Origin of the sequence: Bacillus sp. L_1B0_5 (genome assembly GCF_000836715.1) — a bacterium.
In the GTDB taxonomy this organism is placed as follows: Bacteria; Bacillota; Bacilli; order Bacillales; family Bacillaceae_G; genus Bacillus_A; species Bacillus_A thuringiensis_S.
The window spans coordinates 39,688-64,028 of sequence record NZ_JXIS01000052.1; the positions used below are offsets into that span (position 1 = coordinate 39,688).

A 24,341-nucleotide genomic window follows, 5' to 3' on the forward strand; every position below is an offset into this window, starting at 1 on the left:
GAGGTGCAATTCGCACCTCTTTTTGCATGTATTGATAAGTTATTTTTTCCTAACAACTTCTTTAAGCTTTTCTATTATATTTGCTATCGCTTCAATTGAATTCTTTGTTTCATATTCCCCAACATTTACAGAATGATTTGCGTTTTTAACAACATCAATCGTTAAAGTTGTTTTATATAACTGATCAATTTGATCTGCATTGTATTGGTGATCTTTATCCCCAATAACTAAAAGCCCTTCGTGTCGACTATGTAAGATAGAATCAAAAATTGTATCAAACGTCAGTAAAGGTGTAAGTAGCATCATTTTTGACTGCGCGAATTCTTCTCTCTTCATTAAATCATTTGCAATCGGAATTGTTCCGAGTGATTTCCCTAAAAACATAATATAGTTGTATTGCTCATCTTTTAATACTTCATTTATTACAGGATTAATATCATCCATCATTACTTTCGTTACTTCTTCCATTGGTTTATTCATTAATTGTCCACCAAAGGAATAATGAATATGTATAACATCTATTTTATGTTCAAGCATTAACATCGTTGCATAATAAAATAACGGTTTATCGTAATTGTATCCTGAACCTGAGAACATAAAGCAAACCGTACTGGAACCTTTTTCGATATGTGTGTAACGAATTACTTTATCATCTATATGTATTTCTTTTTTAGTCCCCTTCACCCTTTTCCCCTCCGAATACGTTTATTTTTGTAAAACGATATGTTCTGTATGAACTGCGATACCCTTTACTTTCTCTTTTATAAACGCTGGCTGTAAGTTATATGCATGTAACTCTTCTACCGGTACCCACTTAAATAGATATATTCCACCCTCTTCTTCCAAAATATATTGATCCGCTCCATTTGCAGGTAACTCCTGTAGCTTTACTTCATAATAAAAACTAATCTCATGAAACTTTCGCTCAGAAAGTGTAAAGAAATTTTCTACTGTCCATATTAATCTCTTCCCTTTCATAGGAACAGCTAGTTCTTCTGCAAGTTCTCGTTTTAACGCAGCTTCACTATTTTCTAGCATTTTCACTCTTCCACCTGGTACATACCAATAATCTTCCCCTTTGTTTTGAAGAATAAGTATTTTATTATTCTGTTTACAAATTGCTCCAACGCGATAATTAAAACATGTTTCTTCAACTTTAAATGTTAGATCCATACCGATTGCCCCCTATACTTTATTTTAAAATCGCTATAAAACTATTATGTATGTGCTGTACAAATAAGATTACTAAATTTTTCTATTCCATTCAATAAGTTTTGAACTTTCCGATAATTATACTTATCCTTTATCATTACAGGTATATATATGATGCAATCACAGGACACACTAGAAAAACATTATGAGGGTACGAATGGAAACGTTATTAATCCAGCAAACTGAAAAATCAAATAAGTTTTGGAAAATCGTTGTGAAAGATAGAGTAAAACTTCAATAAATGGAGTTTTACTCTATCTTTCACCTGTTGTTTTTAAATATTGTTAAGACATTATTAAAAAAGACGCAAGATCAACTTATGTGCTAATTAATTCTTTTTCTAGAAAAAGCGTCTTTTATTGCACTTGTTAATACATTTAGGAATAATAAAATAGCCATAACTACCGTTAATACGTTAAATTGCTTTGTTTTATAAGGAGCGAACCATTCCGTAAAGAACTCTGAATTAACGAGACGCTCCCCAACTCCTCCTTCCTTGAAGTTCGGTATCCACGAATTCATATCAAGGATGATAAAAATTAGTTGCATAACGAAAAATGCTCCAAGAGTTTTCAGCCAATTTCGCATTCGAATAGGACGCCCTTTTTTTGATGTCATTTAAATGATCCTCCTTTTAGAACTTGCTATTAAAGAGCCTTGTTCTGATAGATACGAATAGATAATATCCATGAAATCCCATAGCACCCCACTGCTATAACAGCAAATATAAGAAATAATTTCAAATCTGAAATCTCTTTTAAAAAGGTCAGTACGCCATTAGCATATTTATTTAATAAATATGGAGTATTTCGCATTAAATATATAACTCCAATAGATAAAAATATAAAAACTGGTACAAGTGTTTTCACTTTAAATGCAACAAAAAATGGGATGTAAAATGCAGTAATCAGCATGACTGCCAAGAAGCCTAGGATGTAACTTTCTAAGGAAAGTTGAAATTCCATGCTGTCTAAAATGAAATATTTTCCAACTAAACAAAATGGGATGATTACTATTGTAAAAAATAAGGTTCCAACGTATTTTGAACTTATAATTTCCTTCCTAGTATACGGTAATGAGTTTACTAAAATATTAGCATTATCTTTATCATCAGATTGATATGTGTTAATTACAAAAACGGCACTACAAATGATTATGACATATGCTACATCCATGCCGGCCCACAAATAGGTAACTAGAAATAAGAGATAAGCAGGTAAAAAAGTTTTTTGTAAAATCAAATCCTTTTTAATTAAATTAAGCATCTTGACTCCCCCTTTTTCATGAAATACATAATATCCTCTAAACTTGGTTTTTCAATCACCACTTCTTTATTAAATAAAGTTTCGATAGAATTTACATTTTCAATCAATCCCTCGAAACCTGTATTTGCCTTACATACAGATATAAATTCACGCTCAGTATCAAAATCTAACATATCTAGTGGTCCTTTGACCAAAATATAATCTTCTGCAATGGCATAAATATCTTTTGTAAAAATATGCTTCCCATTTTGAATAAATGTAATATAATCGGCAATGCGGTCTAAATCCGTTGTAATATGTGATGAGAAAAAGATTGTTTTCTCACCATCCTGCATAATATTTTGTAAAACATCCAATAATTCTCTTCTAAATATCGGATCGAGTCCGGAAGTAGGCTCATCCATAATAATTAGTTCAGCATGATGTGAAAGGGCAATTGCAAGAGAGGCTTTCATTTTCATTCCTTTGGAGAATGTTTTCATTTTTTTATTTAATGGTAATTCGAACAGATCTTTATAATATGTAAATTGGTTAAAATCCCATTTTTTATAAGCAGGCGCAATAATTTTAGTAATTTCCTTTAATGTGAGTTCATCATAAAACACATTGTCATCATAAACGAAACCAATTCTTTCTTTAATTCGCTTCGCATCAGTCGAATAGTTCATGCCAAATAAGGAGACATTTCCACTATCCGGGTTCATTAGATTCATAATCATTTTAATCGTTGTAGATTTACCTGATCCATTTCCCCCAATAAAACCCGTAACAAATCCTTTTTTTACTTCCATCGAAAAATTTTTAATTTGAAATCCTTTAAAAGATTTACTGACATTTTGAAGTTCTATTACGTTTTCCAAGAGTTTTCCTCCTCGTATAAAATTGTAAGCATTTCTTTTAGATCATTTAAAGAAACATCCATTTGCTTAGCATTTTGAATCGCTTCACACAACTTTTCTTCAACTGTCTTTAATTTTTTTTCTTTCATAGTTTCAATGTTTTGTTCTGCTACAAAGGACCCCCTTCCGACAATTGAATAAATAAAACCGTCTTTTTCCAGTTCTTCATATGCTCTTTTCGTTGTAATAATACTTACTCTTAAATCTTTTGCTAACTGACGCATTGAAGGAAGAGCATCTCCTTGCTTTAAATCACCTAGTAAAATAAGTTTTTTTATTTGGACACCAATTTGTTCATAAATAGGTTCCTTTGAAGTGTTCGTAATAACGATTTGCATGCAAATACCTCTTTTTAAAAATATTGTATATATACTTTATATACAATATATACTATCGCACATTGCGAATCAACAGAAAATTCCCAAAATACAGTCACAAACACAATCTAATAATAAATGTAATTCATACAACTTATTTATACGGGTCTTCCTCGTATTTGCTCGATTTTGAGGTGGAGGTCTTACTGCTATCTAATGCGGTATAAAGACTACGTTGTGTTTTACGGAGAAATTGGCACAGCTGATAGTGTGAAAGCAAAAGAGTTTGAAACAGAAGAAAAATCTGAGGAAGTTGATATCAAGTTAGAATGGAATGAAGATGACGAAGAAGGATTAAAAAAGATGTTTCCTAAGTTATGGGACATGTATGGGGAAGAATCGATAGATTGGTAGATTTGTTAATTGCCAAAAACGCCTTGTTTCTTTCGTAACAAGGCGTTTTTCATGATGCTATGTTTAAATTGGTATCTTCCCACTTTCCCACCACTTCATGAAAGTTTCTAACGAAGGAGCAACCCAAGTTCTACTATCATTTTCATGATTCCATACATATATATCATCTCTTTGCACGATTTCGTTCAAAATGGAATAACCAAACAAATCACCATTTCCGCCATCAGCAAAAAATAATAAACAGTCAAAAGGCATGTATAAATCCTTAAAATCAACTATATTTCTCATATTCATATTTTCAGTTTTAATTTTTGAAACAGACCAAATAAAGTCCCCATATTCACCTTCTATACCGTTTGTTTCCTGTAATAATTGATTTAAATCATTAGGTAACTCCACATGTAAACATTTTTGTATATCAGCAAGTTCATCCTTCGTTGCTGGTTTTTTCAAACTTAAGTTTGATGAAATACTGTGAATGATCTCTTTCCACATCACCTTTTCTCCCCCTTATGTTCAAGCACCTATATATAAAAGGCTATTCTTAATTTATTGATACCACTTTTCTAACAACTTCTTCTCCCTTTCAACTGAAATACCTGCTTTTAACTCCCATTCGTCCAAACTCTTCATCCAATCATACACATCTGTAACTGTATGTTCTAAACTTCTAAAAGTAAGTCCTTCTTTAACAGCACTTGCAATACTAATAGAAAACCCACCTTTCCACGGCTTCGTTTCCCCTTCTAATGGAAAAGTTTCTGGAATCCATAAAGGCATTTCTGTCCAAGGCTGCACATTATGTTCACTCATAAACGATTCGTCTACCCAAACAAATTCAGCATTGCTATTCGTAACCTTTTTACACGTATTTAATAGTTCTTCCATCGTCAATTCATCATTCGGACCTGTTATATTGAATGTACCTGCTTTATTATTTTCTGCCATGTCGAGTCCAAATCTCGCGACATCTTTTATATCAACGAATTGCACTGGACGATTTTTTCTTCCTGGAACTAACACTTTACCTCCTTTTACTACACGCTGAATCCAGTATGGAAGTCGATCTGTATAATCAAACATTCCTGAAAGCAGTCCTGCTCTTACGTGTAATACACGCCCCGGCCAATACTTCTCTGCTTCTTTTTCACATAATACTTTCAGTGCACCATAATGCTCATAAGGAGATATTTCACCATTTTCTACAGCCTTTATTTGCTCTTCCGTTGGTTCAGGTTGTAATATATAGTCTTCTTTTATGTCATGCGGAATCCAATCTTTATATACGGAAAGGCTAGAGATGAATATATAGTGTTCAATATTATCTTGAAGTACTTCTCCAACATTTCTAATGTGATGCGGAGAAAACCCACATGTATCCACGATAACATCCCATTTTCGATTTACTAAACTTGAAACATCATCATTTCTGTCACCGATTAACTGCTCCACTTCAGGAAAAATTTCTTTGTTTGTTCCGCGGTTAAATAATGTAACTTCATGCCCTCTGTTCAAAGCCTCTTCTACAACAGCTCTTCCTAAAAATCGTGTACCACCTAATATTAACATTTTCATGGTTCTCCCCCATTCATCATTAAAAATCGTTTCTTTTGTTAAACGAATTTCTATCATAAAAAGTTACGGGGGATTTTTTATTTTACTTTAATCCTACAAATAAAAAGAATCCATCTTGAAAAATTAATCAATACGGATTCTTAAATTAGATATAATTGTTGAATTACTAACTCCGCACAACTTCCCCATCAACTAACTCAATAATTCTATTACACTTATTCGCTACTTCTATATCATGGGTTACAATAATAATCGTTCGTCCTTCTTCATTCAGTTGTAATAGCAAGTTCATAATTTCTTCTCCTGTTTTTCTATCTAAATTTCCGGTCGGTTCATCAGCCAAAATTAATTCTGGTTCACCTACTAACGCTCTTGCAATTGCGACTCGCTGCTGTTGTCCACCTGATAGCTCGTCCGGTGTTTTATGCATATGTTCTTTTAAACCTACTTTTTCTAAATAGAACTTCGCCTTATTTTTTCTTTCCCGTTGCTTTAGCTTTCTATATGTGAGTGGTAGCGCTACATTATCCAGTACAGTATGTTCTTTTAACAATGCAAAATATTGAAAAATAAATCCGATCATTTCATTTCTTGTTTTATGAACTTTATTTGCTCTAATTTCAGTTAATGTTTTTTCATTTAACGTATATTCACCCTCATTTGGCAAATCAATTAACCCGATAACATTTAATAGCGTACTTTTCCCCGACCCTGATCGACCCATTATCGCTATAATTTCGCCCTTATTTATCGTTAAGTTTATACCATTTAACGCGAACGTATTATGGTTCTTGTTACTATACACCTTCTTAATGTCTTTCAATACAATTAAACTCATTATTCCATCCCACCTATTAATGTTTTTGGTTCAAGCTTTCTAATAAATAAGAAGACAATTACATTTGAGACAACGATGATCAATAATAAGAATAGAAATACTAAAAATAATATAGGCATATTCAATTTAAAGTCTAATACCGTTGATTCCTTTAAATCCTTCGACATTTGTAATAGAACCCCATATCTCCATGAAAAGTAAACTAGTGACATCCCTAAGCCAACTATTGCTACAATAATGTTCTCTAGAACAATTTGAATAAACATTCCAAATTTACTTTCGCCAAAAGCTATTTTTATACCAAATTCCCGCTTTCTCATCAAGATAGAAATAATAGTCGTTACTACAATTCCGACGATTGAGAATAAAATAAATAAGATTCCGACTATCAGTTGAGGTATTTCAGAATAGCTGTTAAAAGTAACATCTTCATTTATTTCATCACCCAAATTTTTTAAATAAAACGTACCGCCGTTTCCTTTAAGTTGAATTGATTCTTCTAGTTTCTTTACATCTGCATCTTTTCGTAAATATAAAACTGTACTTTGATGTAGTCTTAAAAACATTGCTTCATATTTTTCAACTCTATTAGATGACATAGGTATTATCATTACGTAATCCAACTTCGAATATGCGTTCGTCGTATTATTATTTACGATAAATTTATTCTCCGGCAAAAAGCCTGTAATTGTATATTGATTATTAATTGTATCTCCAACTTGAAAATATTTCTTAAAGTATGAACCCATTAAAACCTTTGTTTTCTCTTCACTATTTTTTTGAAAATCTTCATGCAAGAAACCTTCTTCAGATTTTAAAGGTAACTGTAACATTTTATAGTAATTTTCATCTACAAAAATTGTTGTAATAGTAGGTCTGTCATCGCGAAACGTTTTATGTTTCAAATCAGTAATCATACTATTTTGAAATGGTCTATTACTTGACTCTATTTCAATAACTCTCGCCTCGTATGTACCATACGAAATCACATCTTTATTTTGTTGAATCGTTTTATAAACTTCTTGAATTTGCTCTTTATTAAATTTATTGCTTTGTAACTTATCTGTCGTCATTTCAAAAGTAACTAAATATGTTTTATCCGCATTTAATACCGAGCTGGATTTATCATTCAGATGGTGTAAATTATAAAATACATTAATTGAACTCGTTATAGTTGCTAATCCAAATGTAATCTGTATTAGAAGAAGTACCGAAAATAGAAATCTCTTTTTTAATGCTAGGAACGCACTTTTTATTCTCATCATGTTTACTCCTTTAATGCTTTAGCAGGTTCACTTTTAATCACATATACAAATGGTATTACAGAGAGGATAAAAGCTATAGTAAGTGAAAGAAATACACACATTACAATATGAGTAGACTGTAAACTAATACTATAACTTGTAAACTCTATAATATTTTCACTCAAAATGCTAAAAATCCATTGTATGCATATTGCACAGGCTGATGCAGTGATTGCACATAAAAATAATTGACTAAATATAAAAATAAAAAGATTTACATTACTTGCTCCCAAAGCTTTCCTTAACGACAAACTTTTTTTCTTCGTATAAATCCAATAATAACTTACTATTATACTGGTAATGAAAGCTATACATAAAAGCCTATATGGAAAACTGAGTAACTCTTCTACGGCTTCACTTGAGTTTTTTTCCTTCTCATAGTTCTCTTTTTCACTAATTACTTTGGCATTTATATCTTTATTGTTCTGTTTCATATGCTGTATGAAAGTTTCTATTTCCTTGATAGGGTTTTCGTTAGAACGAACAATCATTTGGAATGTATTATCTTTTTGTATCATCTGTTTCACTTCATTTGGCATGTCATTTAGAGAGACGTAAATTTTAATATTATACTCATATCCAGTATTTTCTCCAGCTATGCCTTTAACTGTATATTCCTTATTAAATAATTTTATTGTTTCCATATCCTTATAAATTTTCTTCCCCACTATTACACTATTTTTTTCATCTTGTCCCATCTGAGAACCTTTTAACAAAGGTGGAGTCCAATTTTTATTAAGGAGACCATTCATTATTACGTGGCCGATATCCGGAATAGTAATATGAATATCATTTGTAATCACACTAGCGTTTTTAAAATCAGATTCTACTAACGTCTGAAATTGTTCGAAATTGATTTCCCCCATATTAGTAAGTCGAACAGAATAGTAATAATTAAAATAACCATTCTTACTATCATAAAATTTCTCATCATAATAATCTCGCGTCGATATTGCAATCAGGATTGGCCATATTGTCAATACAAATCCAATAAATAACATAATGAATATTGTTTTGTTCACCACTATTTCTTTTAATACTAGATTCATATATCCTCCTCATTTTAAAAACCGTGAAAATGGTATTTATCCTTTTTCACGGTTTTTGTTGATTTTTATTTAATTACCATTTCCTTAGAAGTGTACGCACTATCCCCTACCATTATCCATTCATGACCCGAATAACCTCTGGTCACCGGTCCTTTGGATGCAACGCTAACGTTTATACGATCTGAAATTTTAGCATCATACAATGCTAACTCTTTAGAAGTCCCATCATCAAAGCTAGCTCTTACAGTCATCTTGTAAAAATGAGGTTCGTTCTTTTTCGCAGTATAGGCAGTTGCCTTAGCTTTTGCTCCGCTTCCTGTCCACGTTGCATTATTATCCCAACTAATCGAAGCAAATGAAACGGAAGAAACCATACCTAATAAAGAAGCAGTTAATCCTGTAACAGCTAAAGTTTTTTGAAGTAAGCTTTTCATATATCCTTAATCTCCCTTTTTAAAATATTCACTTAAATATTTAAGTATTTTTAGGCCTTGTCCTCATTATACATAAAAAAATAATCATATATCGATAAAACTTAATATTTACATTTATTAACACTATTCTTACATTCCCCTGAACTTTCCGTCATAAAACAAAAAGATGGTATGAAACTCCAATTCACACCATCTTTTTGCTATCATTATTGATTTGACTGTATACAAGGAAGAATATATTTCACAATCAATTCCCATCTATCCCGTGCATTCGGCATAATTTCAGAAGCAATTACTATAACCAAATCCTTCTCCGGAATACAACAAATCATATTCCCACCGTCACCCATAGCACAGTATGAAAAGATTCCCTCTTCTTCTCGTAACCGCCATAAATAACCATATTGATTTTGGTTCATTTCTGTCGATTCTTTTATCCATGATTTTGATAGTATTTGTTTTCCATTATGAATACCTTCATTCAAATAAATCTGTGCAAACTTCGCCATATCTCTAACCGTTAACGTTAGTCCCCAGCCGCCCGTCGAAATACCATTTGGATCGTGAACCCATCCTTTCACATCTTTTCCGAATAAGTCATCAAATCCAAATGCTTTCATATTATAGTTTGGAATTTCTCTCATGCCCAGTGGCTGAAATAAGTATTCATTCGCAAATTCACGCGCATTTTTTCCTGTTGCGTTCGTTATGATCGCTGATAGTATATGAGCTCCTGCAGATGAATATTTAAAAGATCCAATTTCTCCGCCGCTTCCTATCCTATTTAACGTATATTGTATCCAATCTTGTTGTGTACATAGTTCTTCTAACGGTTCCTGCCAGTCTACGAATGGATGTGGAGCTGTCATCGTTAGAAGATGGCTTACTGTTACTTCAGATGAATTAACGTTATATTCCGGGAAAAATTCTATTACTCTTTGATCAACGCTTTTTATATAGCCCTTATCTATACATATCCCAATTAGCGCAGAGATTATCGTTTTTGTGACTGACGCTATGTGAAATGCATCATCTGGACCGTAACCGTTATAATATTTTTCAAAAATAACATTACCTTTCTGCACTACTAACATACCATTCATATTTTCATATTCTTCTTTTATAATCTGATTTAACTTTTCAGCATTTTTCATCATTCATTCCCCTTTAACCTGTAATTAAAAAGGTTCGATAGGTACATATATATCAACTATATGTTTCTTTTCTGGGTGCTGCTCTGGATTATTTTTATACACTTCAAAAGGATATGAGTCTCTCGGTTTATATCCGCTATTTGGCAACCATTCACCGTATAAGTAATCCCACGCCCCTTTATATTCATCTTGGCGTATTTCAAAATGACCTACCGCATATTTCCCTGAAGGTATTACCATTATTCCTATGTCGTTCGTTTCTACTGTGGATTCATCGGGAATTGTTATACATAAACTAGTTCTTAAATGATTGTCCTCAGTAAATTCATGATGATCGTGGTAAATGGTTAATACTTTCGTATCCTCAAATACATGATAGTTTTCCTCTGCTGCGTAATGAAATAATTTCTCTATCATGTTTGGAAAAGCTAGCGTTAACTCTTCATATGTACCGATATGTCTTATGTATGCGACGTTTATATCGTCCGCTGTTACAATTTCAACATTTCCTCGAACCTTCTTACATTCATTGTATTGAGGAATTCACCTTACGTCTTTGCAATTCTTGCTATTGTCATTTCGATATTGAGACGGACTTACACCGTAATAATTTTTAAATGTTCGGGAGAAAACTGCTGAATCTGTGAAACCAAAATGGTAAGCGATATCCGTAATCGTCATATCCAATCGATATGTAAGAAGGTTTGTTGCCCTTTCTAACTTCAATCGATTTACATATCGTGATAACGGCTCGTCTACTATTCCTTTAAAAATTCTATGAAAATGAAACTTCGAAAATCCTGCTATATCCGCTAGCTTTTCAATGGATAGTGAACTGTCTATGTTTGATTCTATATAATCTTGAACCTTATGTATGCGTCTTAAATACTCATTTCTACTTTGTTTACTCTCCATATTTCTAGCTCCTCACAACAAAAAGGCTAACTTTGTGCTAGCCTAATTTTACACATTTTTCAAAAATAATACTCTACTACCACCATTCCCATCATAATTTGTATGTACCGATACACCCTCTATTTCATCATCCCCAGCCTCAATTCGAAAGCCAATCTCCCTATGAAACTGTATTGATTTTTTATTTACTGGTGACGTGATTGCTTTTACAACTTTACGGTTATTTGCACGAGCAATATCAAAGAAATAAGAATACAATGTCGATGCAATTCCTCTTCTTCTATACTTCGGATTCACACCGATAAAATGAACGTATGCTTCATCTTTATATGTTTGTGAAAAAAAACCGCATAAGAAACCTAACGTTTCTCCCTCTTCTTCAATAATAAAACTCGTTTCTTGAAAGTGAACGAAAAACAATTTTGGCAACATACCAGTCATATCTCTCCCGCCCCACCAATCATTTAAAACAGAATGAATTTTTACATAATCTTCCCCTTTGATGTTTCTTACTCGCATATGTTTCTCCCTCTCACTCACTTCATTTTTTCATAAATTTTAATGACCGTTTCTACTAAAAGGATGAATACCCATATCCCGCAAAATACAAGAACAGACTGGAATAAAGAACCTAGCATAACAATACTTATTAAACCTAATTCTGATCCTGAAATGGACATTTCATCAAACCCCAGGTTATGTATAAATGGACCAGTTGAAAAAGCCATTAAAATAGATCCTATTAAATAAATCACACTCATTATTTTTAATATTTTTATAGAAAGATACGAAGTTTGTTCTTGCTCCACTTGTGATAATTCGATTTCACCGCTCGCAATTCCTTTTTGCAAACAGTCCTCACATAGAAATTCTTCCTTAATTTTTTTACCACCGTGCAATGTACCTGTAATTTCTTTACACCTTGAACATTTTCGATTTATCATGTTGTTACCACTCCAATCTATTAAGATTATACTTATACAATTCTATATTTACCTTAATATCCCTTTTATGTATTTTATAGAGAAAGGTCGTGTTTTATGATTTCAAAACTCACGTTTGGCTTGAAAAAACCTACTGTTCATTATGAATTAAGACCTAGTTGTTATGCGATTATTTTTCAATCATCTTCTTCAAAGATTGTTATTATCCAAAAAGGAGACCGTTATTTTTTACCTGGTGGTGGTATGGAAGGTACCGAAACAAAAGATGAATGCTTACATCGTGAACTACTAGAGGAATTAGGATGGGCAATTGAAATTGATCAGTATATCGGTAATGCGGCACGATATTTTTATGCAGAGAAAGAAGATACATATTATTTAAACGATGGGTTCTTTTATATTGCGAACATGGTGCAGACACAAACTGAAAACTGTGAGGAAGATCATGTTTTGCGGTGGATGTCTCCTTTACTTGCTGTAGAGCTTCTCATTCATGATCATCAAAAATGGGCTGTTGAACAAGCACTTTTATTACAAAAACCAAAAGAATCTCCTTCTATATGAAAGAGATCCTTTTTATTGTTAACTTACTTTTTTCAAATTGAGAGCTGGCTTTTGAATTCCACCCTTTTTTACAACATATAAGCCGATAAAGATTATAAGTCCGCCAACGAGTTGTATCATGTTGATTTGCTCTCCGATAGTTACTGCCGCGAAGATAACTGCGAACAATGGTACGAGATACATATAAACCATTACTTTCGTTGAGCCTATTTTACTAATACCGACATACCACATTGCAAGTCCGAAGATTGTCGCGAAGACGATTGAATATGCTAGAGACCCCCAGCTTGGCATGTCTACTGGCCACGTTAATGTATTTACGTTGAATAAACAATATACAACGAGAGGTACAATTCCAATTAAAGTTGACCAAGATGTGACTCTCATTGCGGAATATTTTGTTATAAGAGGTTGCGCTAATATTGGATACCATCCCCACGCAATCGCTGCGACTAATCCAATTATGTTTCCGAGCCACGCATATTCGTAAGTAGTTCCTCCTGTATGTCCTGTTAATAAAACGAATGCTGCACCAATAAACGCTACTATTGAACCAATTTGTACCTTCATCGAAAAACGTTCTTGTTTGTGCAATACTGCTAATATCCCTGTAAAAATAGGTGACATCGCAATTAATAATGAGGCGTTCGTTGCTGAAGTATATTTCACAGATAGCATAAACATCGTTTGATACATTGTCGTACCAACGATACCGACTGCTACTAATCGTAACCAATCTTTTCTTTCAATACGTAATGAGCGTTCCATTATAAAAGTAATAAGTAATAATACCGGTGATGCTACTAAAAATCGTAAACTATTAAATTGAATGGATGACATAAATGCCACGCCATACTTTCCTATTGTATAATTTGCTCCCCATACTAATGCAACTGATACTAGGAGCCATTCCATTTGCCATCGTTTCATCCGAATCTCCCCTTCCATATTTAGCATAGTAAAATTGGCTGGATATAACACCGTCCAATTGGCTGTTTTTTTACCCAGCCAATTTGCTATACTGGATGTATATAAGAGATACGGAGGCGTTTTTTATGGAATGGAAGCTAGATAGTGACAGTAAAATCCCTATTTATCAGCAAGTTGTTGACTTTATTGAAAAACGTATTACATATGGAGAACTTCCTCCAGGAAGCTTCCTCCCTTCAGAACGGAAATTAGCTACGCAGTTAAATGTAAACAGAAGTACAGTAACGACTGCTTATAATGAACTACGTGCTATGGGAATTGTAGAAAGTACGACTGGTAAAGGTACACGTGTGAGTACACATATGTGGGGCGTTTCTCCAACATTAACGCCGAACTGGAGAAATTTCGTAGAAGGTGGTACTTTTTTACCAAACTTACCGTTACTTCGCCATATTCGTGCGGAAGTACAACAAAATGAAAATATCATTGATTTCGCAAACGGAGAGCTCGGTTGTAACCTCTATCCGCACGATCAACTACAAACGATTTTACGAGAACAACCGTTAACACATTCATTAAGTTATGATCATCCGCAAGGCTATCTCCCGCTAAGACAAGCGGTAGTAAAATATATGAAGGAATATTTAAAAGTTGAAGCGACTGAGCAATCCATTATGATTACATCTGGCGCACAGCAAGCACTTCACCTTATCGTACAATGTTTATTAAATCCCGGTGATGCAGTCGCTTTCGAAAGTCCTTCACACTGTTATTCCTTACCGTTATTCCAATCAGCAGGTATTCGTATTTTCCCTTTACCTGTCGATGAACACGGTATTAACCCAGACGATGTGCAAGAATTATATAGAAAGCATCGTATAAAAATGATCTTTTTAAATCCAAACTTCCAAAATCCTACGGGAACAATGCTTCATCCAAACCGTAGAAAAAAACTGTTATCACTTTGCGCAGACTTACGAATTGCGATTGTTGAAGATGATCCTTCTAGTTTACTTACGCTAGAAAAGAAACAACCTTGCCCTACTTTGAAATCAATTGATGAAAATGGAACTGTCATTTATGTACATTCCTTATCAAAAATGATTGCACCAGGCTTACGAGTTGGTTGGCTTGTCGCTCCGCAGTCTGTAGTCGAACGGTTATCCGACGCAAGGCACCAAATGGAATTAGGTATGAGCATTTTCCCACAGTGGCTTATGCAACAATTTTTTGAAACTGTACCATTTCAGTCGCATATCGTACCGTTACGAAAACAACTAGCAGAAAAAAGAGACGTTATCGTCCACGCCCTAAACGAGCAACTTCACGATAAAATCTCTTTTTCAAACCCGACCGGCGGTATATACATTTGGGGGAAATTAAAAGAACCTATAAACGAAAAACAACTCATTATGCAAAGTTTAAAACAAGAAATCGCATTTATGCCAGGTAGTATTTTTGGTGCGAAAGATGGTTATATTCGTTTATCTTATGGAAAAGTGAATATTAATCAAATTGAGGAAGGTATTTCTCGTTTGCGTGAAGCTATTTTGGTTTGTGGAAAATAACTTTACATAAAGCTTTCTCGTTTGACAAAAGAAAAATCTACCATTATTATCAACACGAACCTAGTTTTAGGAGTGATAAAATGAAAATCTACGTTGATGCAGATGCTTGTCCTGTAAAAGATGTGATTATTTTAGAGGCTACGAATGCAGAAATCCCTGTAACCCTCGTTACTAGCTTTTCTCATTATTCTAATGCTCAGCAACCAAAAGGTGTAGAAACAATTTATGTTGATTCTGGAGCAGATGCTGCAGATTACCGAATTATGCAGTTAGCAAAAAAAGAAGATTTAATTGTAACGCAAGATTACGGTCTTGCTTCGCTCGCTTTAGCAAAAGGCTGTATCGTACTACATCATAAAGGCTATAAGTATACGAATGAAAACATTGAGCAATTGTTACAAACAAGATATTTAAGTGCAATGGTTCGAAAAAGCGGTAAGCGTACAAAGGGACCGAAACCATTTACAGCAGAAGATAAAGAGAAATTTAGAGTGCTCTTTAAAAGTATGATTGCACTTCAGAAATAAACCTTCTATTTGTAGAGAAAGAAAAGAAGAGAATATCCAAATGAACATTCTCTTCTTGAGGTTTACCCTTTTAAAATGAAGGTAAATTATCTAAGTTATTTTCCTTTATACCATCCGGTTCACTACGTATAATATCTCTACCATACTTATGAAATACGTCCACATGAGCTAACTTCCCTGATTTTGCTTCATTAAGAGCAGTCATATAATCTAACTCTCTCCCGCTGCTTGTTTTAAAAGCAATTAAATCACCTTCATCATTTTTACGAACGGCAACAATTTGTTCTGCTCCTGAATTGACTTCATGGCCTATTTCAAATTGAGCTCGTTCATCTCCTTGATGTAAGTAATCATTATAAACTTTTTCAAAGTCTTTTTTATCCATAAAACTCACCTCCAACACATTTTATTAGTATGGTTGGGATGTAGTGGTTTTATGTACTTTTCTCTTAGAAAAACGTATTTTTAATACCTACACAACCCTTTCAAAGTCTCCAATACATCATCTGTAAAGGCTGTATTACCCTCTGTCTCTAAAACTCTAAAATATAAACTTCTTAAGAAAGCTCTAATATTTTGTACTAAAATAGCATGCTGCGGATGTCGGATGTCTTCAACAGTTGCTATACTATGTAACCAGTTGCTCCACTCTTCTTCAGTTAAAAGATTTTGGTTACGTAACGACATAATTGGTGCTACTAATCTCTCATCCTCAAAGTGAATGTATACGTAGTCATGTAAGCGTACCTTCTGACGAACGGCAGCTAGTATTGCATATGAGAACTCACGATTTTGGATTGTACGTGCTAAAGCATCGAGCGCATCTGCTGCATGTGCAGTAGAGTGTGCCCAGCCTTTTTCTTCTACGTAGCCTCTTACATCTTCTTCTAAATATACATATTCCAGCACTTGTTCTGCCACACTGTACAGTTGTTCTTCAGATAACAGTGGTTCTCTTTCATGAACAGATAAAATAAGTGGTGGAATTAATACGGAGAATGCACGTTTAAAAACAGAGTCTGTTCCCTTTTCACCAATTTTATAAAATAAATAATCAGGGCTAATTGCTTGCAGCATTAATCCTCGTAACTCTTTTTGTCTAAATACATCATTTGTAATCCATTTGTGAAGCGTACTATATATCAAATCATCACGCAGTTCAGCATCAGGTGATCCGATATAATCTAGCATCCACTGCGCATATGGATATGCATCTACGTCTTCTGGTACAGCATAATTATTATTTTTAATTTGTAGTAGTTCTTCTTTTAGTTCGAGTACTTCATTCATTATATTTCTTGTCCCCTTTTTGCGTTTTTTATTGTCTTATCCCCTTTTATTTGCTTCATAAAATTAATTTAATTATAACAATAAACAAAAGGCTATACATATATTTCTGATTATGTATTACGCTCTTTCATGAAATATAACTTCTGGATTTCCTAAATCACTATTCTTAACTATAACATTCGCACACTCTTTTGGATTATGCTCATCTATATACATCTTACAGGCCGCATGATATCTGTTCAAAAACATCTTCTCTGCTTCTTCATAACTTCCAAAAGCTTCAGTTTCCCGCTTAGCACCACGTTTTCTCGCAATCTCAAAATTTGTATCTACAAAGATTTTGTAATCAAATAAATACGCAACGTCTTTTTTCAATAGAAACGTTCCATCTACTATTAATATCATGTTTTGCGTGGCCAATAGCGGCTCATTATGTACAGACATATCCGTTATTAAGTTATGAGAAATCGTTTCATACTGTAAATTCCCGTTAGGTCCTAAAGGCATTAATAATCTTTCTTTGAAAGCTGTATAATCGTGTGCATCTTCATAATACCCTCTTGCAGATTCTTTTCCTTTTGCATAGCGAATCACTCTTGGATTATGAAAATCATCAATGCTGGCGCGTGTTACTGGTAATCCTCGTTTTTTTATTTCTTCCGCTAGTTCGTTTGCAAATGTTGTTTTTCCTGATGCTGTAATACCACTTACTCCAACTCTTGTTGGATAGATTAAGTTTAGCTTTACAATATGATCTGCAATTTCTTTGATTCGTTGTTTTCGGTTCATGATATCTCCCTTTATAATTAGTTTACATAATATAATTATAAGTAACAATCCATGTCACTATTTGACGGTAAATTGATATCCTTTGTCGAATCGTTGATATATTTTAAGTTATGATAGATATATTTGAAAAATTGTTGATATATTATTAGCTTACTTCCCCTTAACCCCCCGATATAAGGCCGTCCGTAACTCTTGCTTATACTCTTCAATTTCTGGCATTTCGAGTTCTTCTGCTAATCTGATAGCTAATTCAATATCATACGGTACTCGTACAAGTTGAATAGAAAAGCTCGCCGCTTCTTTTTCATTATATGTTCCTTCAAATATTAAATAGGAAGCTTGCGTTATTTCAAGTGGGTTTCCTACGCTACCGGCATTACATAACGTTTTCCCTCTGAAATTTTGAACGAACGCTTGGTGAACGTCACCGTAACAAACGACATCTGGTTTTCTTTCTCCTTCTATATTTTCTGTCAGATCACTATTTTCGAACATACTAATACGCTCTTCTCTTGAAGCGTGTGGTTGAATTCTTTCATATAAACTTCTTGGTGAGGCGTGGAACATACGAATGAGTTTTCCACTCATATAAAACTCGATTGAAAATGGTAAGCTTCTTAAATAGTCGTTTTGTTCTTCCGATAATTGTTTTTGATGCCATGTTAATGCTTCAAATTCAGTCGGCTTTGTAATAAAATCATCCCAGTTTCCCATTACGACTACTTCACATTCTTTACGAATGATTTCAATTGCTTCACTGGAATGAGGTCCTTTTCCTACTAAATCTCCAAGACAAATAATGTGCTCGATTCCTCTTAATTTAATATCATTTAACACGGATTCTAATGCTTGAATATTACCGTGAATATCTGAAATTACTGCTATTTTATCCATATAAATTACTCCATTATTTATTAAATTCACTTGATTGATACCATTTTGGAATATAAGATGAAAAATGATTATGATCTTCTAAAATTCCATTTAATCTTTCCTTCATCTCATCTACTAAATGCGGCGTACTTCGATTCGTCCAAACTATATCCGCTGGGAATGTCATCGCGGCGTACAATGTATACAGTTTCCAAAAATGAAGCGATGGTTCGCCTCCGCAATAACCGTGAAATTGTCCAACCGCAAATGATTTACTTATTCTTGTAGTAAAAATCGCTACGTTATAAAAATCGTGTATTGGATCGCCAAAATCATATCCACCAAAATCAATAACGATAAACTCCTTATTATGAATCATACTATTTGCTGGATGGAAGTCATCATGTAAAAATCTTATTGGACGATTTTTCAATAAATCTTTATGATTTTCTACAAAGGTTAATACTGGCTTCAAATCCAGAAAATTCACCTCGTAATCTGCTAGTGCCTCTATGTATCTTTCGTATTTATTCCATCTAGATGTTTCCCATTTATTACTTGCACTTTCTCTTTCAATTGAGTGAATTCTCTTTAATACTTCCCCTGCTTTTCTTCCTGCATTATACTGTTCTTCCACCGTTAGCTTCGTTAAACCTTCTTCACCATTTATACCTCGGGTCCATTCAAATACTTGAACACATTTATTTAATTTCTCAAGTATTATGAAATGAATTAACTTGGGTGTTGGAATATGTAATGACTCTAATTGTTGCATATACGTATATTCTTCTTGTTTACGTTCAAAATGAACAGCATCACATATTTTTACAAAATAAGTTTCTTGATTCTTTAATTCAATTTTATACTTCTCTTCATGTGAAAAACCTTTTGAAATAGCTGTACACTTTGCAATACGAGGCCATTCTAGTTTTCTCTCTATCTCTCTAAGCATTTCTTCCACAACGTTCACCTCTATTAATATATGTACAAACTACCTAGCACTTCATGCTCTCGTTTATCTTCCCCTGTAAACTCTACTGCAAATGGATATTCACCTTCCTTGTTCAATTGTTCTTTCACAAATCCTTCTCCAATCGGTTCACAAAACTGCACATGAATATTTCCAAACACTACACTTTGACACTCAGCATTCCATTTTTCATTTTTCACAACTGAGCTTGTAGATAGTCTCATTACTTCTTTCCATTTCCGCACCGTTTCTCGAACGTTTTTCACTGCATAATGGATCGTTTCAATTTGTTGTACTTTGTTTTTATGTTCAGTGATTGTTCCTATGTTACGTAAATCGTTTCTTCTTTCTTCGTCCGTTTCATTCCACTGTATAAAGAAAGGTAATTTCGGTCCGTTCTCTTCTTGCTTAACAAATAACATTTTCCATTCTAGAAGCCGGCCATCTTTTCTCATGCGTTTCCCTTCAAATGGCCCTATCGTATGTAAGCCGTACTTATTAAAGTTAACTGCTAGCTCCTCAATTGCATCTGTTCGGATCGCGATTTGTAGCATTCCTTCTCCATTTTGTAGTTTCACCACTGTTTCTTGTACTAATGGATTTTCTGCTTCTTTCGCTTTTTCTTCATGTTGAACTGCTAGAAATTCTATGTATGATAAGTCAAAATAACTTAAACTATTCCAAGTACCCCAGTTCGTATGCTCTCCCCCTAATACAGTATGAAATCCAAGTTCCTGCATTTGTTTTGCCGCTTCCTCCGGTGTATCATGAACTGCGTGAACGAGATGATCAAATCGTAACATGCCTTTCTCCCCTTTCTCTCCATCCTTTTATTGTATATTTTATTTTTCTTTCATTCAATTCAAAAACTTTAAAACCTAGTTGATTTATACGATTAATATGTATTATAATGAAACAAATTTAATTATTGCTGATTGGAAAAACCAAAGGCACTTTTCTCATACGGGAAAAGTGTCTTTTTCATTTATTATTACAGGGGGATTATTTATGCAGAAATTAATTGTCTTTGCTATTATTGGATTTTTCGCTCAATTGATCGATAGAGCACTTGGAATGGCTTATGGGGTAACGTCTACTTCACTATTATTAATGTTTGGTATTGCACCGGCTGTAGCTTCCGCATCGGTTCATTTAGCTGAAGTCGTTACAACTGCAGCTTCTGGCGCATCTCATATCAAATTTGGAAACGTTGATAAATATACAGTTTCCAGGCTTACATTACCTGGGGCAATCGGCGCATTTGTTGGGGCATGTTTTTTAAGTAATTTGCCTGGAGATGTGATCAAACCGTACATTTCCATATTTTTATTCACTTTAGGGGTTTACATTTTATTACGATTCATCATTCAAAAACAAATTGTCACTTCAAATAAGCGTATGTCTGCAAAACAACTTGTGCCGCTTGGTTTATTCGCTGGATTCGTTGATTCAACTGGTGGCGGTGGTTGGGGGCCGATTACGACACCCGTTCTTCTAGCAAGAGGAAATGAAGCTAGAAAAGTTATTGGATCTGTAGATACGAGTGAATTTCCTGTTTCACTCGCTGCAACAATTGGCTTCTTCATCTCACTTGGCTGGGAACAAGTAAGCTGGGTTTGGGTATTTGCGTTAATGCTCGGCGGTATTGTCGCAGCTCCAATTGCTGCATGGTTAGTTCGTATCGTTCCGCCCCATTTACTTGGTGTATTAGTTGGCGGTCTTATTATCTTTACAAATATACGTACACTGCTTACTACATTTAAAGTGGATCCAACTATTATTTCACTTTCTTACGTTGCAGTTGGTCTTGTCGTTATTATTTCTATTTTCATTGCTGTTCGCAATCATTCCAATCGTCCTAACGCATCAACGGCTGAGTATCCAAATGATCAGAAGCAAATGCTACCATAACTATAAAAAATACCGCCCAATTTAGAGCGGTATTTTTTATTTTTCTATTTTCCAATTAATCATCGTTTCTGTAGCATTTACTCTCTTCATATGTAACTTTTCTAAAACACGCATCGAACTATAGTTATCCAGGAGTGTCTCTGCAATTATTGTTTCTACCTCTCCTGTTTTGAAAGCCCAATCGATTAGTTCTCTTACAGCTTCTGTTGCATAGCCCTGATTCCAATATTTCTCAATAAATCCATAGCCAATTTCTACTGTTTGCTTCTCGTTTGGTTTCCCTTTAAACCCAATATCACCTAAAACGCTATCATCTTCTTTCCGAAGAACATACCACGCCCCCCATGGTAATAAAGTTGCATCTTGTTTTACATTCTTTACATGCCCTACAATATGCGGACCGCTATTGTATCCTTGCTCGTTAGCGACTTGAATACTCTCTTCTGTACACGGCACTATATAGAGCCTTTCTGTTTCTAATTTCATTTTGATTTCCCCTTTTTGCTTAAACGTTACTCTAATTATAACAAATAATATGACTTTATCATGAATGTCGAATTATATTTTTCTGAATTTTCTTTTAATTTAGAGGGTTTTTCAATATTTTTTGCGAAACATTTGTATAACAATTTTTTCTTTGCTTATTGCTACATAATAGTAGGTTCGGGTGGAGTTTTGCAAGCGTTTCCTATACAATAACCGATATTTTTTGACTTTTCCTAACAAAATATCTTGCAATATATTCAGAAAGTCATTACAATTGCCATATATTAAAAATCTTAGCAATATATAAATCCTCATCAATCCGATGAGGTAGAGGTTGCGACTTTTAATAGTAAAACGGACGAGACACAGAGAATGTCAGCTGACTCCGTTTGAAAGGAAAAGTTGCCGAAGTTTATATTTCTTCTCTGGAAATATGAGCTGGGGCTGTCTCCGAAAGGAACAGAACTGTCACGTTTACAAAATTACCGTGTAAGCGTGGGGTGCTATCTTAACGGAAGGGTATGATGGGGTGGTTATTTGTGAAACGTTCCGCCAAATTCCTTTGGCGGTTTTTTGTATTTTTCTCCCCCGCTCCTTCCTAACCTACAAGAAAAGGAGTGTTGAACATGAATAGCGCAACAAATCAATCTACCTCTAAAACGCAAACTACACAAGGACAAGGTGAATTAAAACGCGGATTAAAATCTCGTCACCTTACGATGATTTCTCTCGGTGGTACAATCGGTACCGGCCTATTTCTTGCTAGCGGTGGTGTAATCCATTCTGCTGGTCCTGGTGGTGCATTAGTCGCATACGCCGCAATTGGAATTATGGTTTATTTCTTAATGACAAGCTTAGCAGAACTCGCAGCTTACATGCCTGTTACTGGATCTTTTAGCACGTATGCAACAAAATTTGTTGATCCATCACTTGGCTTTGCACTTGGATGGAACTATTGGTATAACTGGGCAATTACGATAGCAGCTGAACTTGCAGCCGTAACATTAATTATGAAATTTTGGTTCCCAGATACTCCTTCCCTTATTTGGAGCGGATTATGTTTAGCTATTATTTTCCTTTTAAACTACTTATCTGTTAAAGGGTTTGGTGAATCTGAATATTGGTTCGCACTTATTAAAGTAGTTACTATTATCATCTTTTTAATTGTTGGTTTTATGATGATTTTCGGAATTATGGGCGGTGAATCTGTTGGCTTTAAAAACTTCACTGTTGCAGATGCACCATTTAACGGCGGTATCATGGCAATTATCGGTGTATTTATGGCAGCTGGTTTCTCATTCCAAGGTACTGAACTATTAGGAGTAGCTGCTGGTGAAACGTCTGATCCAGAACGTAATATCCCAAAAGCAATTCGTTCAATCTTTTGGCGTATTCTTTTATTCTATATCCTTGCGATTCTCGTTATTGGTTTATTAATTCCTTATACAACTGAAAGCCTTGCTGCAAGTGATGTTACAGTAAGTCCGTTTACACTTATTTTTGAAAAAGCGGGCGTTGCCTTTGCTGCTTCTGTTATGAACGCTGTTATTTTAACTGCTGTACTATCTGCTGGTAACTCTGGTATGTATGCATCAACTCGTATGCTTTGGGATTTAGCTCGACAAGGAAAAGCACCAAAATTTTTAGGTAAACTAGATAGCCGCGGTGTACCTGTTAACGCATTAATCGTAACATCAATTGTCGGTAGTATCGCTTTCATTGCTTCTTTATTCGGTGATGGTGTTGTATACATTTGGTTGTTAAACGCATCTGGAATGTCTGGATTTATCGCTTGGGTCGGCATTGCAATTAGTCATTACCGTTTCCGTAAAGCATATATCGCACAAGGAAAAGATTTAAAAGACTTACCATATAGAGCAAAATGGTTCCCATTTGGTCCAATCTTCGCCTTTGCACTTTGTGTCATCGTCATTTTAGGTCAAAACTACGGAGCATTTATGGGCGAATCAATCGATTGGAACGGTGTACTCGTTTCTTACATCGGTTTACCACTCTTCTTAGTACTATGGTTAGGATATAAACTTACGAAAAAAACAAAAGTGATTCCACTTGATAAATGTGAATTAAAATAAAGTGAAACGAGCAGACAAAT

Annotated in this window: 29 protein-coding genes, 2 pseudogenes and 1 riboswitch; of the genes and pseudogenes, 7 read left to right on the forward strand and 24 right to left on the reverse strand. The window is 34.3% G+C overall.

Annotation, left to right across the window (positions count from 1 at the left end):
* Positions 1-39: 39 nt before the first annotated feature.
* Positions 40-684: a hypothetical protein gene (locus RT27_RS18670; protein ID WP_043936984.1), complete on the reverse strand. Its 645-nt coding sequence runs from the start codon at positions 682-684 to the stop codon at positions 40-42.
* A 21-nt stretch (positions 685-705) separates the two neighbouring features.
* On the reverse strand, positions 706-1,173 hold the full coding sequence (locus tag RT27_RS18675; protein WP_043936986.1) for an NUDIX hydrolase: 468 nt from the start codon (positions 1,171-1,173) through the stop codon (positions 706-708).
* A gap of 196 nt (positions 1,174-1,369) precedes the next feature.
* Between RT27_RS18675 and RT27_RS33730 the strand changes: the two are divergent.
* A pseudogene (locus RT27_RS33730) lies at positions 1,370-1,438 on the forward strand (molybdenum metabolism regulator); the annotation flags it as partial.
* Between the two features lie 98 nt (positions 1,439-1,536).
* Here RT27_RS33730 and RT27_RS18680 read toward each other — a convergent pair.
* From RT27_RS18680 to RT27_RS18695, 4 genes are read right to left on the reverse strand one after another with little or no spacing between them, the layout of a single operon-like run.
* Positions 1,537-1,830, reverse strand: coding sequence for a YfzA family protein (locus RT27_RS18680; RefSeq protein ID WP_029442680.1), 294 nt, complete (start codon positions 1,828-1,830; stop codon positions 1,537-1,539).
* 29 nt (positions 1,831-1,859) lie between these two features.
* On the reverse strand, positions 1,860-2,477 hold the full coding sequence (locus RT27_RS18685; RefSeq protein ID WP_016081112.1) for an ABC-2 transporter permease: 618 nt from the start codon (positions 2,475-2,477) through the stop codon (positions 1,860-1,862).
* A complete protein-coding gene (locus tag RT27_RS18690; RefSeq protein ID WP_043936988.1) occupies positions 2,465-3,337 on the reverse strand; it encodes an ABC transporter ATP-binding protein in 873 nt (290 codons plus the stop codon). The genes RT27_RS18685 and RT27_RS18690 overlap by 13 nt, the downstream gene beginning before the upstream one ends.
* A complete protein-coding gene (locus RT27_RS18695; protein WP_001167593.1) occupies positions 3,325-3,714 on the reverse strand; it encodes a GntR family transcriptional regulator in 390 nt (129 codons plus the stop codon). Before RT27_RS18695 ends, RT27_RS18690 begins: the two co-directional genes overlap by 13 nt.
* Positions 3,715-3,909: 195 nt before the next feature.
* Between RT27_RS18695 and RT27_RS18700 the strand changes: the two genes are divergently transcribed.
* Positions 3,910-4,107 carry a hypothetical protein gene (locus tag RT27_RS18700; RefSeq protein WP_016081111.1) on the forward strand — a complete coding sequence of 66 codons (198 nt, stop codon included), beginning with the start codon at positions 3,910-3,912 and terminating at the stop codon, positions 4,105-4,107.
* 63 nt (positions 4,108-4,170) lie between these two features.
* Here the strand turns inward: RT27_RS18700 and RT27_RS18705 are convergent, their stop codons facing one another.
* From RT27_RS18705 to RT27_RS18750, 10 genes and pseudogenes are all read right to left on the reverse strand, one after another.
* On the reverse strand, positions 4,171-4,602 hold the full coding sequence (locus RT27_RS18705; protein WP_016081110.1) for an SMI1/KNR4 family protein: 432 nt from the start codon (positions 4,600-4,602) through the stop codon (positions 4,171-4,173).
* A gap of 54 nt (positions 4,603-4,656) precedes the next feature.
* Positions 4,657-5,682 (reverse strand): SDR family oxidoreductase, encoded by a 1,026-nt coding sequence (locus RT27_RS18710; protein WP_043936992.1) that lies wholly within the window; start codon positions 5,680-5,682, stop codon positions 4,657-4,659.
* 166 nt (positions 5,683-5,848) lie between these two features.
* Positions 5,849-6,520, reverse strand: a complete 672-nt coding sequence (locus RT27_RS18715; protein ID WP_043936994.1) for an ABC transporter ATP-binding protein — start codon at positions 6,518-6,520, stop codon at positions 5,849-5,851.
* Positions 6,520-7,785 (reverse strand): ABC transporter permease, encoded by a 1,266-nt coding sequence (locus tag RT27_RS18720; protein WP_042968976.1) that lies wholly within the window; start codon positions 7,783-7,785, stop codon positions 6,520-6,522. Before RT27_RS18720 ends, RT27_RS18715 begins: the two co-directional genes overlap by 1 nt.
* Before the next feature lie 2 nt (positions 7,786-7,787).
* Positions 7,788-8,873: an ABC transporter permease gene (locus RT27_RS18725; RefSeq protein WP_043936995.1), complete on the reverse strand. Its 1,086-nt coding sequence runs from the start codon at positions 8,871-8,873 to the stop codon at positions 7,788-7,790.
* 65 nt (positions 8,874-8,938) lie between these two features.
* Positions 8,939-9,307, reverse strand: coding sequence for a hypothetical protein (locus tag RT27_RS18730; protein WP_023522327.1), 369 nt, complete (start codon positions 9,305-9,307; stop codon positions 8,939-8,941).
* Positions 9,308-9,513: 206 nt separating this feature from the next.
* The gene (locus RT27_RS18735; RefSeq protein ID WP_029442685.1) at positions 9,514-10,461 is read right to left on the reverse strand and encodes a serine hydrolase; all 948 of its coding nucleotides are present in this window, start codon (positions 10,459-10,461) and stop codon (positions 9,514-9,516) included.
* A gap of 24 nt (positions 10,462-10,485) precedes the next feature.
* Positions 10,486-11,376, reverse strand: a pseudogene (locus RT27_RS18740) (GyrI-like domain-containing protein).
* Between the two features lie 48 nt (positions 11,377-11,424).
* The gene (locus tag RT27_RS18745) at positions 11,425-11,895 is read right to left on the reverse strand and encodes a GNAT family N-acetyltransferase (RefSeq protein ID WP_016081102.1); all 471 of its coding nucleotides are present in this window, start codon (positions 11,893-11,895) and stop codon (positions 11,425-11,427) included.
* Between the two features lie 17 nt (positions 11,896-11,912).
* A complete protein-coding gene (locus RT27_RS18750) occupies positions 11,913-12,320 on the reverse strand; it encodes a DUF3980 domain-containing protein (RefSeq protein WP_043936996.1) in 408 nt (135 codons plus the stop codon).
* A gap of 96 nt (positions 12,321-12,416) precedes the next feature.
* Between RT27_RS18750 and RT27_RS18755 the strand changes: the two genes are divergently transcribed.
* Positions 12,417-12,884 carry an NUDIX hydrolase gene (locus tag RT27_RS18755; RefSeq protein ID WP_043936997.1) on the forward strand — a complete coding sequence of 156 codons (468 nt, stop codon included), beginning with the start codon at positions 12,417-12,419 and terminating at the stop codon, positions 12,882-12,884.
* 18 nt (positions 12,885-12,902) lie between these two features.
* On the opposite strand, the gene RT27_RS18760 is transcribed toward RT27_RS18755, so the two are convergent.
* Entirely contained in the window at positions 12,903-13,814 is a 912-nt protein-coding gene (locus tag RT27_RS18760) for a DMT family transporter (RefSeq protein ID WP_029442689.1), read from the reverse strand.
* Positions 13,815-13,939: 125 nt separating this feature from the next.
* Between RT27_RS18760 and RT27_RS18765 the strand changes: the two genes are divergently transcribed.
* Together RT27_RS18765 and RT27_RS18770 are read left to right on the forward strand one after the other, a co-directional pair.
* A complete protein-coding gene (locus tag RT27_RS18765; RefSeq protein WP_043936999.1) occupies positions 13,940-15,382 on the forward strand; it encodes a PLP-dependent aminotransferase family protein in 1,443 nt (480 codons plus the stop codon).
* An 80-nt stretch (positions 15,383-15,462) separates the two neighbouring features.
* Positions 15,463-15,909, forward strand: coding sequence for a YaiI/YqxD family protein (locus RT27_RS18770; RefSeq protein WP_043937000.1), 447 nt, complete (start codon positions 15,463-15,465; stop codon positions 15,907-15,909).
* A gap of 70 nt (positions 15,910-15,979) precedes the next feature.
* Here the strand turns inward: RT27_RS18770 and RT27_RS18775 are convergent, their stop codons facing one another.
* From RT27_RS18775 to RT27_RS18800, 6 genes are all read right to left on the reverse strand, one after another.
* A complete protein-coding gene (locus RT27_RS18775; protein WP_016081097.1) occupies positions 15,980-16,294 on the reverse strand; it encodes a DUF3892 domain-containing protein in 315 nt (104 codons plus the stop codon).
* Between the two features lie 80 nt (positions 16,295-16,374).
* Positions 16,375-17,199 (reverse strand): DUF2785 domain-containing protein, encoded by an 825-nt coding sequence (locus tag RT27_RS18780; RefSeq protein WP_043937002.1) that lies wholly within the window; start codon positions 17,197-17,199, stop codon positions 16,375-16,377.
* A 117-nt stretch (positions 17,200-17,316) separates the two neighbouring features.
* Positions 17,317-17,988 carry a uridine kinase gene (locus tag RT27_RS18785; RefSeq protein ID WP_029442693.1) on the reverse strand — a complete coding sequence of 224 codons (672 nt, stop codon included), beginning with the start codon at positions 17,986-17,988 and terminating at the stop codon, positions 17,317-17,319.
* 150 nt (positions 17,989-18,138) lie between these two features.
* Entirely contained in the window at positions 18,139-18,882 is a 744-nt protein-coding gene (locus RT27_RS18790; RefSeq protein WP_043937003.1) for a metallophosphoesterase family protein, read from the reverse strand.
* A gap of 13 nt (positions 18,883-18,895) precedes the next feature.
* On the reverse strand, positions 18,896-19,822 hold the full coding sequence (locus RT27_RS18795; RefSeq protein WP_043937004.1) for an aminoglycoside phosphotransferase family protein: 927 nt from the start codon (positions 19,820-19,822) through the stop codon (positions 18,896-18,898).
* Between the two features lie 14 nt (positions 19,823-19,836).
* A complete protein-coding gene (locus tag RT27_RS18800; RefSeq protein WP_016081092.1) occupies positions 19,837-20,634 on the reverse strand; it encodes a VOC family protein in 798 nt (265 codons plus the stop codon).
* Positions 20,635-20,839: 205 nt separating this feature from the next.
* Between RT27_RS18800 and RT27_RS18805 the strand changes: the two genes are divergently transcribed.
* On the forward strand, positions 20,840-21,742 hold the full coding sequence (locus tag RT27_RS18805) for a sulfite exporter TauE/SafE family protein (RefSeq protein WP_043937005.1): 903 nt from the start codon (positions 20,840-20,842) through the stop codon (positions 21,740-21,742).
* A gap of 36 nt (positions 21,743-21,778) precedes the next feature.
* Here the strand turns inward: RT27_RS18805 and RT27_RS18810 are convergent, their stop codons facing one another.
* Complete coding sequence (locus RT27_RS18810) at positions 21,779-22,228, reverse strand: GNAT family N-acetyltransferase (protein ID WP_016081090.1); 450 nt, start codon at positions 22,226-22,228, stop codon at positions 21,779-21,781.
* A gap of 320 nt (positions 22,229-22,548) precedes the next feature.
* A riboswitch (Lysine riboswitch) is annotated at positions 22,549-22,742 on the forward strand.
* Positions 22,743-22,854: 112 nt separating this feature from the next.
* Here RT27_RS18810 and RT27_RS18815 point away from each other — a divergent pair.
* A complete protein-coding gene (locus RT27_RS18815; protein ID WP_043937007.1) occupies positions 22,855-24,321 on the forward strand; it encodes an amino acid permease in 1,467 nt (488 codons plus the stop codon).
* The last annotated feature ends 20 nt before the right edge of the window (positions 24,322-24,341 follow it).

Excerpts from the sequence above, each read along its gene's own strand:
- RT27_RS18675 (WP_043936986.1), bottom strand. The coding sequence starts at position 1,173 with ATGGATCTAACATTTAAAGTTGAAGAAACATGTTTTAATTATCGCGTT.
- RT27_RS18680 (WP_029442680.1), bottom strand. The coding sequence starts at position 1,830 with ATGACATCAAAAAAAGGGCGTCCTATTCGAATGCGAAATTGGCTGAAA.
- RT27_RS18685 (WP_016081112.1), bottom strand. The coding sequence starts at position 2,477 with ATGCTTAATTTAATTAAAAAGGATTTGATTTTACAAAAAACTTTTTTA.
- RT27_RS18695 (WP_001167593.1), bottom strand. The coding sequence starts at position 3,714 with ATGCAAATCGTTATTACGAACACTTCAAAGGAACCTATTTATGAACAA.
- RT27_RS18700 (WP_016081111.1), top strand. The coding sequence starts at position 3,910 with ATGCGGTATAAAGACTACGTTGTGTTTTACGGAGAAATTGGCACAGCT.
- RT27_RS18705 (WP_016081110.1), bottom strand. The coding sequence starts at position 4,602 with ATGTGGAAAGAGATCATTCACAGTATTTCATCAAACTTAAGTTTGAAA.
- RT27_RS18710 (WP_043936992.1), bottom strand. The coding sequence starts at position 5,682 with ATGAAAATGTTAATATTAGGTGGTACACGATTTTTAGGAAGAGCTGTT.
- RT27_RS18715 (WP_043936994.1), bottom strand. The coding sequence starts at position 6,520 with ATGAGTTTAATTGTATTGAAAGACATTAAGAAGGTGTATAGTAACAAG.
- RT27_RS18720 (WP_042968976.1), bottom strand. The coding sequence starts at position 7,785 with ATGATGAGAATAAAAAGTGCGTTCCTAGCATTAAAAAAGAGATTTCTA.
- RT27_RS18725 (WP_043936995.1), bottom strand. The coding sequence starts at position 8,873 with ATGAATCTAGTATTAAAAGAAATAGTGGTGAACAAAACAATATTCATT.
- RT27_RS18730 (WP_023522327.1), bottom strand. The coding sequence starts at position 9,307 with ATGAAAAGCTTACTTCAAAAAACTTTAGCTGTTACAGGATTAACTGCT.
- RT27_RS18735 (WP_029442685.1), bottom strand. The coding sequence starts at position 10,461 with ATGAAAAATGCTGAAAAGTTAAATCAGATTATAAAAGAAGAATATGAA.
- RT27_RS18745 (WP_016081102.1), bottom strand. The coding sequence starts at position 11,895 with ATGCGAGTAAGAAACATCAAAGGGGAAGATTATGTAAAAATTCATTCT.
- RT27_RS18750 (WP_043936996.1), bottom strand. The coding sequence starts at position 12,320 with ATGATAAATCGAAAATGTTCAAGGTGTAAAGAAATTACAGGTACATTG.
- RT27_RS18755 (WP_043936997.1), top strand. The coding sequence starts at position 12,417 with ATGATTTCAAAACTCACGTTTGGCTTGAAAAAACCTACTGTTCATTAT.
- RT27_RS18760 (WP_029442689.1), bottom strand. The coding sequence starts at position 13,814 with ATGAAACGATGGCAAATGGAATGGCTCCTAGTATCAGTTGCATTAGTA.
- RT27_RS18765 (WP_043936999.1), top strand. The coding sequence starts at position 13,940 with ATGGAATGGAAGCTAGATAGTGACAGTAAAATCCCTATTTATCAGCAA.
- RT27_RS18770 (WP_043937000.1), top strand. The coding sequence starts at position 15,463 with ATGAAAATCTACGTTGATGCAGATGCTTGTCCTGTAAAAGATGTGATT.
- RT27_RS18775 (WP_016081097.1), bottom strand. The coding sequence starts at position 16,294 with ATGGATAAAAAAGACTTTGAAAAAGTTTATAATGATTACTTACATCAA.
- RT27_RS18780 (WP_043937002.1), bottom strand. The coding sequence starts at position 17,199 with ATGAATGAAGTACTCGAACTAAAAGAAGAACTACTACAAATTAAAAAT.
- RT27_RS18785 (WP_029442693.1), bottom strand. The coding sequence starts at position 17,988 with ATGAACCGAAAACAACGAATCAAAGAAATTGCAGATCATATTGTAAAG.
- RT27_RS18790 (WP_043937003.1), bottom strand. The coding sequence starts at position 18,882 with ATGGATAAAATAGCAGTAATTTCAGATATTCACGGTAATATTCAAGCA.
- RT27_RS18800 (WP_016081092.1), bottom strand. The coding sequence starts at position 20,634 with ATGTTACGATTTGATCATCTCGTTCACGCAGTTCATGATACACCGGAG.
- RT27_RS18805 (WP_043937005.1), top strand. The coding sequence starts at position 20,840 with ATGCAGAAATTAATTGTCTTTGCTATTATTGGATTTTTCGCTCAATTG.
- RT27_RS18810 (WP_016081090.1), bottom strand. The coding sequence starts at position 22,228 with ATGAAATTAGAAACAGAAAGGCTCTATATAGTGCCGTGTACAGAAGAG.
- RT27_RS18815 (WP_043937007.1), top strand. The coding sequence starts at position 22,855 with ATGAATAGCGCAACAAATCAATCTACCTCTAAAACGCAAACTACACAA.